Source organism: Pseudomonas sp. FP2300, assembly GCF_030687595.1.
Lineage (GTDB): Bacteria > Pseudomonadota > Gammaproteobacteria > Pseudomonadales > Pseudomonadaceae > Aquipseudomonas > Aquipseudomonas bijieensis.
Genome location: NZ_CP117440.1, coordinates 5,524,054 through 5,538,133, shown reverse-complemented (window position 1 = coordinate 5,538,133; position 14,080 = coordinate 5,524,054). Strand labels below are relative to the sequence as shown.

The following is a 14,080-nucleotide window of genomic DNA, read 5'->3' as shown; positions in this document are numbered from 1 at the left end:
AGGCATGAAGCCAACGATAGTCAGGACGTCATTTTTGAACACAGCGTTAATTGTCCCAAGCCAACGGCGCCTCGCCGCCGTAGCGGTGGAATCCAGCCACGAACTCAGCGTGGGTAAACCGTGAGCGTTTCTCTAAGCCGTCTCGAGCGCCAGCTCGGCTACACCTTCAAGGACCAGGACCTGATGCTCCTGGCCCTCACTCACCGCAGTTTTGCCGGGCGCAACAACGAACGCCTGGAATTCCTCGGTGATGCCATCCTCAACTTCGTGGCGGGCGAAGCGCTGTTCGAGCGTTTCCCGTTGGCTCGCGAAGGCCAGTTGTCGCGTTTACGCGCGCGCTTGGTAAAAGGTGAGACCCTGGCCGTACTGGCTCGTGGTTTTGACCTGGGCGAATACCTGCGCCTGGGCTCCGGTGAACTGAAAAGCGGCGGTTTCCGTCGTGAGTCGATTCTGGCCGACGCCCTGGAAGCATTGATTGGCGCGATCTACCTGGATTCAGGCATGGAAATGGCGCGCGAACGCGTGCTGGCCTGGCTGACCTCCGAGATCGACAGCCTGACGCTGGTGGACACCAACAAGGACCCGAAGACCCGTTTGCAGGAATTTTTGCAATCGCGCAGTTGCGAGTTGCCGCGCTACGAAGTCGTGGATATCCAGGGTGAGCCGCATTGCCGTACCTTCTTCGTCGAATGCGAAGTTGTCCTATTGAATGAAAAAAGCCGGGGTCAGGGTGTGAGTCGTCGTATTGCCGAACAGGTAGCGGCCGCCGCAGCACTGATTGCCCTGGGTGTGGAGAATGGCAATGACTGATACAACCGTCACCCGCTGCGGCTACGTCGCCATTGTCGGTCGGCCGAACGTGGGCAAGTCCACGTTGCTGAACCACATCCTGGGCCAAAAGCTGGCGATCACTTCGCGCAAGCCCCAGACCACTCGCCACAATATGCTTGGCATCAAGACCGAAGGCGCCGTGCAGGCGATCTACGTTGACACCCCTGGCATGCACAAGGGTGGCGAGAAGGCCCTGAACCGTTACATGAACAAGACCGCTTCGGCGGCGTTGAAAGACGTCGACGTGGTGATCTTCGTGGTCGACCGCACCAAGTGGACCGAAGAAGACCAGATGGTCCTCGAGCGTGTCCAGTACGTCACCGGTCCGCTGATCGTGGCGCTGAACAAGACCGACCGCATCGAAGACAAGGCAGAGCTGATGCCGCACCTGTCCTGGTTGCAGGAACAGTTGCCGAACGCCCAGATCATCCCGATCTCCGCCCAGCACGGCCATAACCTCGACGCGCTGGAGCGGGTGATTGCCGAGCACCTGCCGGAAAACGATCACTTCTTCCCCGAAGACCAGATCACCGACCGCAGCAGCCGTTTCCTCGCCGCCGAGTTGGTGCGCGAGAAAATCATGCGCCAGATGGGCGCCGAGCTGCCGTACCAGATCACCGTCGAGATCGAAGAGTTCAAGCAGCAGGGCAGGACCCTGCACATCCATGCGTTGATCCTCGTCGAACGTGACGGCCAGAAGAAAATCATCATTGGCGACAAGGGCGAGCGCATCAAGCGCATCGGCACCGAGGCGCGCAAGGACATGGAACTGCTGTTCGACTCCAAGATCATGCTCAACCTGTGGGTCAAGGTGAAGGGCGGCTGGTCCGACGACGAGCGGGCATTGCGTTCGTTGGGTTACGGCGACCTGTAATCCTTCTGGGATACATGAATTCCATTGTGGGAGCGAGCCTGCTCGCGATAACGGTCTGTCAGTCAACATCTTTGTTGAATATCAGTCCCTCATCGCGAGCAGGCTCGCTCCCACAGTGGTTTGTGGTTGTCAGTAAAATTGTGCTTGCTCATTGAGAACCGCGATCCCCATGCCCCCAACCCAACCCATCGCCCAACCCGCCTACGTCCTGCACTCGCGCGCCTACCGCGAAAGCAGCGCCCTGGTGGATTTCCTCACGCCGCAAGGGCGGCTGCGGGCGGTGTTGCGTGGGGCGCGGGGCAAGGCCGGGACGCTGGCGCGGCCATTCGTGCCGCTGGAAGTCGAATTCCGCGGACGAGGCGAGTTGAAGAATGTCGGGCGCATGGAAAGCAACGGCGTGGCGGCGTGGCTCAACGGCGAGGCACTGTTCAGCGGTTTGTACCTCAACGAACTGCTGATCCGCCTGCTGCCCGCCGAAGATCCCCACCCGGCCGTCTTCGACCACTACGCCGCCACGCTGCTGGCCCTGGCCGAAGGCCGTCCTCTGGAGCCGCTGTTGCGCTCGTTCGAATGGCGGCTGCTGGATGACTTGGGCTATGGCTTCGCGCTGAACACAGACCTGCACGGCGACCCCATCGCGGCCGACGGTCTGTACCGTTTGCAGGTGGATGCCGGCCTGGAGCGGGTCTACCTGTTGCAACCGGGGCTGTTCAATGGTGCTGAGCTTCTGGCCATGGCCGAGGCCGACTGGAGTGCGCCAGGCGCCTTGTCGGCGGCCAAGCGCCTGATGCGCCAGGCCCTGGCCGTGCATCTGGGCGGTCGGCCGCTGGTCAGTCGCGAGCTGTTTCGCAAGCCCTGATCTACCCGTATGCTGTGGGCCGAATACTTGTCCCTTCAGGAGCCTTTTCGTGAGCACCAGCAATCGCATTCTTCTCGGCGTGAACATCGACCATGTCGCCACCCTGCGCCAGGCCCGCGGTACGCGCTACCCGGATCCGGTCAAGGCCGCACTGGACGCCGAAGAGGCGGGCGCCGACGGCATCACCGTGCATTTGCGTGAAGACCGTCGCCACATCCAGGAGCGCGACGTGCTGCTGCTCAAGGATGTGCTGCAAACCCGCATGAACTTCGAAATGGGTGTGACCGAAGAAATGATGGCGTTCGCCGAGCGCATCCGCCCGGCGCACATCTGCCTGGTACCGGAGACGCGCCAGGAACTGACCACCGAAGGCGGCCTCGACGTAGCGGGGCAGGAGTCGCGGATCAGCTTGGCAGTGGAACGCCTGTCGAAGATTGGTGCCGAGGTGTCGCTGTTCATCGATGCCGACGAACGGCAGATAGAAGCTTCCAAACGTGTCGGCGCGCCCGCCATCGAACTGCACACCGGCCGTTATGCCGATGCCGAAACCCCCACGGACGTGGCCGATGAGCTGCAGCGCGTGGCCGACGGTGTCGCCTTCGGCCTGGCCCAGGGCCTGATCGTCAACGCCGGCCATGGCTTGCACTACCACAACGTCGAAGCCGTCGCGGCGATCAAGGGCATCAACGAACTGAACATCGGCCACGCGCTGGTGGCCCATGCGTTGTTCGTCGGGTTCAAGTCGGCTGTGTCGGAAATGAAAGCGCTGATCCTGGCTGCCGCCAGATCCTGAACCCATCCCATAACCCCATGTGCCGGCTCACTTGGGCTTGCCTGATCCACTGTGGCGAGGGGATTTATCCCCGCTGGGCTGCGCAGCAGCCCTAAAACCCGGCGCCTCGATGTGTCAGGCAGATTGAGTTGACCTGTCCTGGGGCCGCTTCGCGCCCCAGCGGGGATAAATCCCCTCGCCACAGGTTCATCACAGCATCAGGAGTTGTGTACAGCTTATAGCGGCGGGGTTTCCTGGTTCGGCTTGCTCTTGTCCACACCCGGCACGTGAAGATTGCCCTCGGCCACCTGATTGCCTTCGAGCTGCGGCTGCGTCACCCAGGTCAGGATGTCGTAGTAGCGACGGATGTTCGCCACGAAATGAACTGGCTCGCCGCCCCGGGCGTAGCCATAGCGGGTCTTGCTGTACCACTGTTTCTGCGACAGGCGCGGCAGGATTTTTTTCACGTCCAGCCACTTGTTCGGGTTCAGCCCTTCCTTGGCCGCCAGTTTGCGGGCGTCGTCCAGGTGACCGCTGCCCACGTTGTAGGCGGCGAGGGCGAACCAGGTGCGGTCCGGCTCCTCGATGCTTTCGTCCAGTTGATCCTTCATGTAGGCCAGGTACTTGGCGCCGCCCATGATGCTTTGCTTCGGATCCAGGCGGTTGGACACGCCCATGGCTTGGGCGGTGTTCTGGGTCAGCATCATCAGGCCGCGCACGCCGGTTTTGGACGTCACCGCCGGTTGCCACAGCGATTCCTGGTAGCCGATCGCGGCCAGCAGGCGCCAATCGACTTTCTCCTGCTTGGCGTAAGCCTTGAAATGCTGTTCGTATTTGGGCAGCCGCTGCTGCAGATGCTGGGCGAACGTGGTGGCGCCCATGTAGCCGAGGACATCGACGTGCCCGTAATAACGGTCCTTGAGGCGTTGCAGCGTGCCGTTCTTCTGCACCTTGTCGAGGTAGCTGTTGATTTCGTTGAGCAGGCTGTTGTCTTCGCCGGGGGCCACTGCCCAGCTCTGGCTACGAGCGTCGCCCAGGTCGAAGGCCACGCGCACGTTGGGGAAGTACACCTGGTTCATCGCCACTTCGTTGGAGTCCACCAGGGTCAGGTCGATCTGGCCTTCGTCGACCATGCGCAACAGGTCGACCACTTCAACCGCGTCGGACTCTTCGTATTCGATGCCCGGATACTGCTGCTTCAACTGCGCCAGCTGTTCGGCGTGGCTGCTGCCCTTGAGCACCATGATCTTCTTGCCGGCCAGGGCGGCGGCATCGGTGGGGCGCGACTGGCCGTTGCGGTAGATGACCTGCGGGGTGACTTCCAGGTAGGGATGGGAAAACCGCACCTGCTTTTTGCGTTGCTCGCTGCTGACCAGGCCGGCGGCGGCCAATACCGGGCCGTTGGGCTTGCCGATCTGGCTGAACAGGTCGTCGAGGTTGTCGGCGGTCTCTATCTTCAGTTCCACCCCCAAATCGTCGGCGAAGCGCTTCACCAGCTCGTATTCGAAGCCGGTTTCACCGTTACGATCCTCAAAGTAGGTGGCGGGGCTGTTTCGGGTGACCACCCGCAGCACGCCATCCTCCTTTACGCGCTCCAGTGTGTTGGGTTTCTCAACACAACCACTGAGCACCAGGAAGAGTCCGGTTGCGATCAGCCATCTGGCATATCGCGGACGCAAAGCCGTTGGGGAAAACATCTGCGCAGTATACGCAAACGGCCCCTACCGCCATATCTCGACAGCAAAAGGCCAGTCTGCTAGCCGTTGCAAAACATGTCCGCAGCGCAGGCCGGCCGGCGCGCGGCGGGCTTTGCGTCGCTGAAAAATATCTCTTCGCGAGCATGGGTACCGCTGTCCAATAGCGCCGTGCAAGCAAAGACCGACATTCGGCTCGCACCGCGCGTGCCGTTTCGGGTGCCGTTGCCGGCGGTTTAGGCTAGAATGCACGGCCTCAAAGCACACCCCCTTCCCGAGGCTGTCCCGAAGATGTTGATCCTGCGCGGCGCTCCTGCCCTTTCTGCCTTTCGCCACAGCAAACTCCTTGAGCAACTGAGCCAGAAGGTTCCGGCTGTCAGTGGCTTGTATGCTGAATTCGCTCACTTCGCCGAAGTCACCGGCGGTTTGACCGGCGACGAACAGCAGGTGCTCGCGCGCCTTCTGAAGTACGGTCCCAGTGTTCCCGTCCAGGAGCCGGCCGGTCGTCTGTTCCTGGTACTGCCGCGTTTCGGCACCATTTCGCCATGGTCGAGCAAGGCCAGCGACATCGCCCGCAACTGCGGCCTGGCGAAAATCCAGCGCCTGGAGCGCGGCATTGCGTTTTATGTCGCCGGTGAGTTCAGCGAGGCCGAGGCCCAGTTGATCGCCGATGGCCTGCATGACCGCATGACCCAGGTCGTGCTGGGTAACCTGGAGCAGGCTGCCGGCCTGTTCAGCCACGCCGAACCCAAGCCGCTGACCGCTATCGACGTGCTGGGCGGCGGTCGTGCCGCGCTGGAAAAAGCCAACGCCGAACTGGGCCTGGCCCTGGCCGAAGACGAGATCGATTACCTGGTCAATGCCTTCCAGGGCTTGAAGCGCAACCCCCATGACATCGAACTGATGATGTTCGCCCAGGCCAACTCCGAGCACTGCCGCCACAAGATCTTCAACGCCAGTTGGGACATTGATGGCCAGAGCCAGGAAAAAAGCCTGTTCGGCATGATCAAGAACACCTACCAGATGCACAACGAAGGTGTGCTCTCGGCCTATAAGGACAACGCCGCGGTGATCGTCGGCAACGTCGCCGGGCGTTTCTACCCGAACCCTGAGACCCGCCAGTACGGTGCGGTCCAGGAGCCGGTGCACATCCTGATGAAGGTCGAGACCCACAACCACCCGACCGCCATCGCCCCATTCCCGGGCGCGTCCACCGGTTCCGGTGGCGAGATCCGTGACGAAGGCGCCACCGGTCGCGGTGCCAAGCCCAAGGCAGGCCTGACCGGCTTCACCGTATCGAACCTGCAGATCCCAGGCTTCGAACAGCCGTGGGAAAAGCCTTACGGCAAGCCTGAGCGCATCGTCAACGCCCTCGACATCATGATCGAAGGTCCCCTGGGGGGCGCGGCGTTCAACAACGAATTCGGCCGTCCGGCCCTGACTGGCTATTTCCGTACTTTCGAACAGTCCATCAGCACCCCGCGTGGTGAAGAAGTTCGTGGTTACCACAAGCCGATCATGCTTGCCGGCGGCATGGGCAACATCCGCGCCGAACACGTGCAGAAAGGCGAAATCGTGGTCGGCTCCAAGCTGATCGTCCTCGGTGGCCCGGCCATGCTGATCGGCCTGGGCGGCGGCGCCGCTTCCTCCATGGCCACCGGCACCAGCTCGGCGGACCTGGACTTCGCTTCGGTCCAGCGGGAAAACCCGGAAATGGAACGCCGTTGCCAGGAGGTCATCGACCGTTGCTGGCAGTTGGGCGAACACAACCCTATCAGCTTCATCCACGACGTCGGCGCCGGCGGCCTGTCCAACGCCTTCCCGGAACTGGTCAACGACGGTGGCCGTGGTGGCCGCTTCGAACTGCGCAACATTCCGAACGACGAGCCGGGCATGGCCCCGCACGAAATCTGGAGCAACGAATCCCAGGAACGTTACGTCCTGGCGGTCGGCCCGGCTGACTTCGAGCGCTTCCAGGCCATCTGCGAACGCGAGCGCTGCCCGTTCGCCGTGGTGGGTGAGGCCACCGCCGAGCCACAACTGACCGTCACCGACAGCCACTTCGGCAACAGCCCGGTGGACATGCCGCTGGAAGTGCTGCTGGGCAAAGCCCCGCGCATGCACCGTTCGGCCGTTCGTGAAACCGAGTTGGGCGACGATTTCGATCCGTCCACCCTCGACCTTGCCGAGTCCATCGAGCGCGTGCTGCATCACCCGGCCGTGGCGAGCAAAAGCTTCCTGATCACCATCGGCGACCGCACCATCACCGGCCTCGTGGCCCGCGACCAGATGGTCGGCCCGTGGCAAGTGCCGGTGGCCGACGTGGCCGTGACCGCCACCAGCTTCGACGTCTACACCGGCGAAGCCATGGCGATGGGCGAGCGCACGCCGCTGGCGCTGCTCGACGCCCCGGCGTCGGGCCGCATGGCGATTGGCGAGACCCTCACCAACATCGCGGCTTCGCGCATCGGCAAGATTTCCGACATCAAGCTGTCGGCCAACTGGATGTCCGCCGCCGGCCACCCGGGTGAAGACGCCCGCTTGTACGACACCGTCAAGGCTGTCGGCATGGAGCTGTGCCCGGAGCTGGGCATCACCATTCCGGTGGGCAAGGACTCCATGTCCATGGCCACGCGCTGGAACGACGAAGGCGTGGACAAGAGCGTGACCTCGCCGCTGTCGCTGATCGTGACCGGTTTCGCGCCAGTCACCGATATCCGCCAGACCCTGACTCCGCAACTGCGCATGGACAAGGGCACCACCGACCTGATCCTGATCGACCTGGGCCGTGGCCAGAACCGCATGGGCGCCTCGATCCTGGCCCAGGTACACGGCAAGCTCGGCTCGCAAGCACCGGACGTCGACGATGCCGAAGACCTGAAGGCGTTCTTCGCCGTGATCCAGGGCCTCAACGCCGACGGTCACCTGCTGGCCTACCACGACCGTTCCGATGGCGGTTTGCTGACCACCGTGGTGGAAATGGCCTTTGCCGGCCACTGCGGCCTGAGCCTGACCCTCGACAGCGTCGCCGAATCCACCGCTGAAATCCCGGCCATCCTGTTCAACGAAGAGTTGGGCGCGGTGATCCAGGTTCGCCAGGACGCCACCCCGGACATCCTCGCTCAGTTCAGCGCCGCTGGTTTGGCCGACTGCGTCTCGGTGATCGGCCAGCCGATCAATAACGCCCACATCAATATCACCTTCAACGGCGATACCGTCTTCGAAGGCCAGCGCAGCCTGTTGCAGCGCCAGTGGGCGGAAACCAGCTACCAGATCCAGCGTCTGCGCGACAACGCCGACTGCGCCGAGCAGGAGTTCGACGCGCTGCTGGAAGAAGACAACCCGGGTTTGAGCGCCAAGCTCAGCTACGACGTCAACCTCGACGTGGCCGCGCCTTACATCAAGAAAGGCATTCGCCCACAAGTGGCGGTCCTGCGCGAGCAGGGCGTCAACGGCCAGGTGGAAATGGCGGCGGCGTTCGACCGTGCCGGTTTCAGCGCGATCGACGTGCACATGAGCGACATCCTCGCCGGTCGTGTCGACCTGAACGACTTCAAGGGCATGGTCGCCTGTGGCGGTTTCTCCTACGGTGACGTGCTGGGTGCCGGTGAGGGCTGGGCCAAGTCGGCACTGTTCAACAGCCGCGCTCGCGATGCGTTCCAGGGTTTCTTCGAACGTACCGACAGCTTCACCCTCGGCGTGTGCAACGGTTGCCAGATGATGTCCAACCTGCACGAACTGATCCCGGGCAGCGAGTTCTGGCCGCACTTCGTGCGCAACCGTTCCGAGCAGTTCGAAGCGCGCGTGGCGATGGTCCAGGTCCAGGAATCGAACTCGATCTTCCTGCAGGGCATGGCCGGTTCGCGCATGCCGATCGCCATTGCCCACGGCGAAGGCCATGCCGAATTCGAAAGCGAAGAAGCGCTGCTCGAAGCCGACCTGTCCGGTTGTGTGTCGCTGCGTTTCGTCGACAACCACGGCAAGGTCACCGAAACCTACCCGGCCAACCCGAACGGCTCGCCGCGCGGAATCACCGGCCTGACCAGCCGCGACGGTCGCGTCACGATCATGATGCCGCACCCCGAGCGCGTATTCCGCGCGGTGCAGAACTCGTGGCGTTCGGACGACTGGAACGAAGACGCGCCATGGATGCGCATGTTCCGCAACGCCCGCGTCTGGGTGAACTGAGGCGGTGTACAAGCTCTGCTTCTTCGTCCCGGCCAGCCACCTGGACGTGGTCAAAAGCGCCGTATTCGCCGCCGGTGGCGGGCGGATCGGCGACTACGACCACTGCGCCTGGCAAGTGCTGGGCCTGGGCCAGTTCCGCCCGTTGGACGGCAGCCAGCCGTTCATTGGCGAAGCGGGCCAGGTCGAGCAGGTCGAGGAGTGGAAGGTGGAGCTTGTCGTTGCCGATGAGTTGATCCGTGCGGTGGTGGTGGCGTTGAAGCAGAGCCATCCCTACGAGACACCGGCGTATGAAGTGTGGCGGTTGGAGGATTTCTGATCTTCCGGCCGTTGAATGAGAAACCCGCTGATTGATTCAGCGGGTTTTTTATTGGCGGGATTAGTGCTGAACACGTTACCGCTGGCGCACACGGACCCGTGGCGAGGGAGCTTGCTCCCGCTGGGCTGCGTAGCGGCCCCACGCTTTTTGGCGGTTGCTGCGCAACCGAGCGGGAGCAAGCTCCCTCGCCACGGGGATGGTGTGTATCAGATGTTTGATGTTGCTTGTGCAGGCCTCATCGCGAGCAGGCTATCAGGCAACGAAAATTCAGGCTTTGACACCCGCCTGACGGCTCAGCACCACCGCCTCCAACGCCCGCCACAACCCCGGTGCTTTCTCCCCCAGCAGCAAGTGCCAGACTCCACCGTCCAACGGGCTCACTCCCTGGCAACCCAGTGTTTTGAGCTGGCTCTCCGACAGCCCTTGGCCATCGGCCAGTCGCACCCGTAACCGGCTCGTCGCCACGCAATCGAACTGCAACACATTGTCAGCGCCACCCAGCGCATCCAGCCATTGTTGCGCTTCGGCCCCGGACACGGCGGTCGGTTCAGCAGGTTCAGCCAGCGCAACCACGGGCGCAGTGGCTGGACGCTCGGAAGAGGGCAACGCCAAGCGGATTTCATCGGCAATGCTGTCGGCCATCGGCCCGACCACTACCTGCAAGCTCCCACCATTGCCGGGACGCACCACGGCCATGGCGCCAAGGGCTTTGAGTTGCGTGTCGGACGCTTTGTTGCGATCGACCATGTCCAGGCGCAGCCGTGTGGTACAGGCGCCGACGGTGATCAGATTGTCCGCACCACCCAAGGCCTGGATGTAGGCCTTGGCGCGCTGGTTCTGGGCGATGACCGGTTTGTCCCCGGCCGGCACGTCTTCACGCCCCGGGGTCTTCAGGTCGAAGCGGCGAATGCAGAAGTCGAATACAACGTAATAGATCACCGCATAGACCAGGCCCACCGGTACCACCAACCAACCGTTACTGGACTTGCCCCACCCCAGGACCATGTCGATGAAACCGCCGGAGAAGGTGAAGCCCAGGCGAATGTTCAGCCAATCGGTGATCGCCATCGACAGCCCGGTGAGCAAGGCATGCAACAGGAACAACAGCGGCGCGAGAAACATGAAGGCGAATTCCACCGGCTCGGTGACCCCGGTAAGAAACGACGTCAGCGCCATGGACAGCAAAATACCGCCCATGACTTTGCGCCGCTGGGGCAGGGCATTGCGGTACATCGCCAGGCACGCGGCGGGCAGGCCGAAGAGCATTACCGGGAACATGCCGGTCATGAACTGGCCGCCATTGGGGTCGCCGGCAAAGTAGCGAGTCAGATCGCCCGTGACCACCGCGCCGGTTTGCGGATCGGTGAAGCTGCCGAAGATGAACCAGGCCATGTTGTTGAGGATGTGGTGCAAACCGGTGACGATCAGCAACCGATTGAATACACCGAAGACGAACGCGCCGAAGCTGCCACTGGCCATCAGCAGTTCGCCGAAGCTGTTGATGCCCTGCTGGATCGGTGGCCAGATCAGGCCGAACACCACGCCAAGGCCGACGGCGCTGAAACCCGTGACAATCGGCACGAAGCGCCGGCCACCAAAGAACGCCAGGTACTCCGGCAGCTTGATGTCCTTGAAGCGGTTGTACAGCGCACCGGCCAGCAGGCCACTGATGATCCCGGCGAGCATGCCCATGTTGATGCTGGCATCGAGCACTTTCAGGGTAGCGATCATCACCAGATAACCAATGGCCCCGGCCAACCCCGCCGTACCGTTATTGTCCCGGGCGAAACCCACGGCGATGCCGATGGCGAAGATCATTGCCAGGTTGGCGAAAATCGCCTGCCCGGCATCGTGAATGATGGCGATGTTCAAAAGATCGGTGTCGCCCAGGCGCAGCAACAGGCCAGCAATCGGCAGGATCGCGATCGGCAGCATCAGCGCACGGCCGAGGCGTTGCAGCCCTTCGATGAAATGCTGGTACATGGCGTCTCTCCTTTTATTGTTCTTCGACGTGGCTCAGCCCAGGGGCCAGTGTTGATGACAGGCGCGGCGCACGGCGGCGGCACTGCCCAGGTTCAGCAGCTCGGCGCTGAGGCAAGCGCACTTGACGGTGTCGAGCTGGCGCACGCGTGCCTTGATTTCAGCGATCTGCGGTGGGCTGACCGATAGCTCGCGTACGCCCAGCCCGATCAGCACGGGCGTGGCCAACGGATCGCAGGCCAAGGCGCCGCACACGCCGACCCAGCGTCCATGCTTCGCCGCGCCAGCGCAGGTCTGGGCGATCAGCCGCAGCAGTGCCGGATGCAAGGCATCGACCCGGGCGGCGAGGCCGGCGTGGTCGCGGTCCATGGCGAGGGTGTATTGCGAGAGGTCGTTGGTGCCAATGGAGAGGAAGTCGGCGTGCTCGGCCAATTGTTCGGCCAGCAACGCGGCGGCCGGCACTTCGATCATCACCCCTAGTTGCGGGCGTTCGCTCAGGCCCAGCTCGCTGGCCAAGGTATCGAGGCGCTGGCGGATGTGCAGCAGTTCGTCGACCTCGGTCACCATCGGCAGCAGGATTCGGCAGCGCTGCAGCGGACGGGTTTGCAGCAAGGCCCGCAATTGCTGGTCGAGCAGTTCCGGTCGCAACTGGGCCAGGCGAATGCCGCGCAGGCCCAGCACCGGGTTGGCTTCGGCCGGCAGCGGCAGGTAATCCAACTGCTTGTCGCCGCCGACGTCGATGGTGCGGATGATCACCGGCTTGTCGCCCATGGCATCGAGTACGGCTTGATAGGCCTGGCGTTGCTCTTCTTCGTCGGGTGCGGTGTGACGGTCGACGAAGAGGAATTCAGTGCGCAACAAGCCAACCCCGTCGGCACCGCTTGCCAGTGCCTGGGCCGCATCGCTACGGGAGGCGACATTGGCCGCCACTTCTATATTCACGCCGTCACGGGTATGCGCCGATGTGTGGGCGAGGGCCTCTTGTTGGGCGTGTTGGGTCGCTCGCCGCCGTTGTTCTTGCTGCACCTGGGCCAGGCGCTCGGCGGTTGGCGCGAGTTCGAGGCGGCCGCCGTCGGCATCCAGCACCACCGATTGCCCCGGCGTCTGTACCAGCAGTGCATCGCCCAGCGCCACCAGGCACGGCAGGCCTTTGCCTCGGGCCAGGATCGCCACATGGGAGGTTGCCCCGCCCTCAACCATGCACACACCGGCCACGCCTTGAGCGCAGAGTTGCAGCAGCTCCGACGGAGTCAGTTCCTGCGCGGCAACGATGGCGCCCGCGGGCACGTCGAATTGCCAGGCCTCGCCCAACAGCACGCGCAAGACCCGCTGGTGCAGATCGCGTAAATCATTGGCGCGCTCGGCCAGCAGCGTGCTGCCCAGTTGCTGCAGCACCTTGCACTGCACGTCGATGGAGCGGCTCCAGGCGTGGCTCGCGGCACTGCCCTGGTCGATGGCAAGGTGCGCGGCGTCGAGCAAGATCGGGTCTTCCAGCAGCGCCAGATGGGCGCTGAAAATCGCTTCTTCGTCGCGATGGCGACGGGCCTTGGCGTTTTCCAGGGTGAGCTGGATTTCGCGACGAACGTGCCCCAAGGCACTGTTCAACTGCTGCCGTTGTTCTTCGACGTTGTGGCGGCCAGCGTCCTCGGGCAATTGAATGCCATCGAGCCGAACCAACGGCCCGGCCACCAGACCGGGGGCCGCACACACACCATGCAGCACGCCGGCTTCGGCGCTACGGTGCTGGGCTTTTACCGCAGGCGCCACGGCGTGGGCTTCTTCAGCCAGGGCTGTGGATAACGTGCTCAGCAGGGCGTGCAACGCCGCCTCGGCATCGCTGCCCCGGCAACTGACGTGCACCTCTGCCTGCTCGGTAATGGCCAGGCCCATCATTCCCATCACGCTGTCGCAGGATGCCGTTTTGCCTTGGAAATGCAGCTGCGAACGGCTCTTGAAACCCTGGGCGGTCTGACGAATCAACGCCGCCGGGCGGGCGTGCAGGCCGCCGCGATGGGCGATGCGCACCTGACCGAAAACTTCGATGCCAACGGCCTGTTCTTCGTCTTGCGTCTCAGCCGGGGTCTTGGCGACGACGTGCAACAGCGGCTCGCCGACCTTCACCCCTTTGAGGGTGATAGGCCGCGCCTGGAAGTGCTCGCCGTTGGTGATGACCAACAGGCTGACCAGGCTCTTGCAGCGCAGTGCCACCTTGTCTACGTCGTAACGCAGCAGCGGCTGGCCGTTGCTGACCCGCGCGCCTTCCTTGACCAGCATGGAAAACCCCTCGCCTTGCAGCTCGACCGTGTCCAGGCCCAGGTGCAGCAGCAGTTCGGCGCCGTTGTCGGCGCGCAGGGTCACGGCGTGGCGGCTGCGGGCGACGTGGATCACTTCGCCGGCACAGGGCGCGTAGAGGGTGTCGTTCAGCGGGTCGATGGCGATTCCGTCGCCCATCGCGCCGCTGGCGAACACCGCGTCCGGGACATTGGCGAGGGTGAGCACCGGGCCGCTGAGCGGGGCGCTGAGGATCAGCTCTTTATTATTGTTGGGCATGGGGCGCTCTCATCAG

9 protein-coding genes are annotated in these 14,080 nt (G+C 63.3%); 6 read left to right on the top strand and 3 right to left on the bottom strand.

Features of this window, described 5'->3' with window-relative positions; genetic code table 11:
• The first annotated feature begins 120 nt into the window (after window positions 1–120).
• From rnc to pdxJ, 4 genes are all read left to right on the top strand, one after another.
• Window positions 121–810: a ribonuclease III gene (rnc, locus tag PSH86_RS24545; RefSeq protein ID WP_109754752.1), complete on the top strand. Its 690-nt coding sequence runs from the start codon at window positions 121–123 to the stop codon at window positions 808–810.
• Window positions 803–1,705 carry a GTPase Era gene (gene era / locus PSH86_RS24540; protein WP_109754751.1) on the top strand — a complete coding sequence of 301 codons (903 nt, stop codon included), beginning with the start codon at window positions 803–805 and terminating at the stop codon, window positions 1,703–1,705. The genes rnc and era overlap by 8 nt, the downstream gene beginning before the upstream one ends.
• 169 nt (window positions 1,706–1,874) lie before the next feature.
• Entirely contained in the window at window positions 1,875–2,564 is a 690-nt protein-coding gene (recO, locus tag PSH86_RS24535; protein ID WP_116833386.1) for a DNA repair protein RecO, read from the top strand.
• Between the two features lie 49 nt (window positions 2,565–2,613).
• Window positions 2,614–3,357, top strand: coding sequence for a pyridoxine 5'-phosphate synthase (gene pdxJ / locus PSH86_RS24530; RefSeq protein ID WP_109754749.1), 744 nt, complete (start codon window positions 2,614–2,616; stop codon window positions 3,355–3,357).
• 215 nt (window positions 3,358–3,572) lie between these two features.
• On the opposite strand, the gene mltF is transcribed toward pdxJ, so the two are convergent.
• On the bottom strand, window positions 3,573–5,033 hold the full coding sequence (mltF, locus tag PSH86_RS24525; protein WP_212801411.1) for a membrane-bound lytic murein transglycosylase MltF: 1,461 nt from the start codon (window positions 5,031–5,033) through the stop codon (window positions 3,573–3,575).
• Window positions 5,034–5,321: 288 nt separating this feature from the next.
• Between mltF and purL the strand changes: the two genes are divergently transcribed.
• Both purL and PSH86_RS24515 read left to right on the top strand, forming a co-directional pair.
• On the top strand, window positions 5,322–9,218 hold the full coding sequence (gene purL / locus PSH86_RS24520; protein WP_109754747.1) for a phosphoribosylformylglycinamidine synthase: 3,897 nt from the start codon (window positions 5,322–5,324) through the stop codon (window positions 9,216–9,218).
• A gap of 4 nt (window positions 9,219–9,222) precedes the next feature.
• Window positions 9,223–9,534, top strand: coding sequence for a YqfO family protein (locus PSH86_RS24515; RefSeq protein WP_109754746.1), 312 nt, complete (start codon window positions 9,223–9,225; stop codon window positions 9,532–9,534).
• Window positions 9,535–9,801: 267 nt separating this feature from the next.
• On the opposite strand, the gene nagE is transcribed toward PSH86_RS24515, so the two are convergent.
• Entirely contained in the window at window positions 9,802–11,517 is a 1,716-nt protein-coding gene (nagE, locus tag PSH86_RS24510) for an N-acetylglucosamine-specific PTS transporter subunit IIBC (RefSeq protein ID WP_163856875.1), read from the bottom strand.
• A 33-nt stretch (window positions 11,518–11,550) separates the two neighbouring features.
• A complete protein-coding gene (gene ptsP / locus PSH86_RS24505; protein WP_305485486.1) occupies window positions 11,551–14,064 on the bottom strand; it encodes a phosphoenolpyruvate--protein phosphotransferase in 2,514 nt (837 codons plus the stop codon).
• Window positions 14,065–14,080 lie beyond the last annotated feature (16 nt).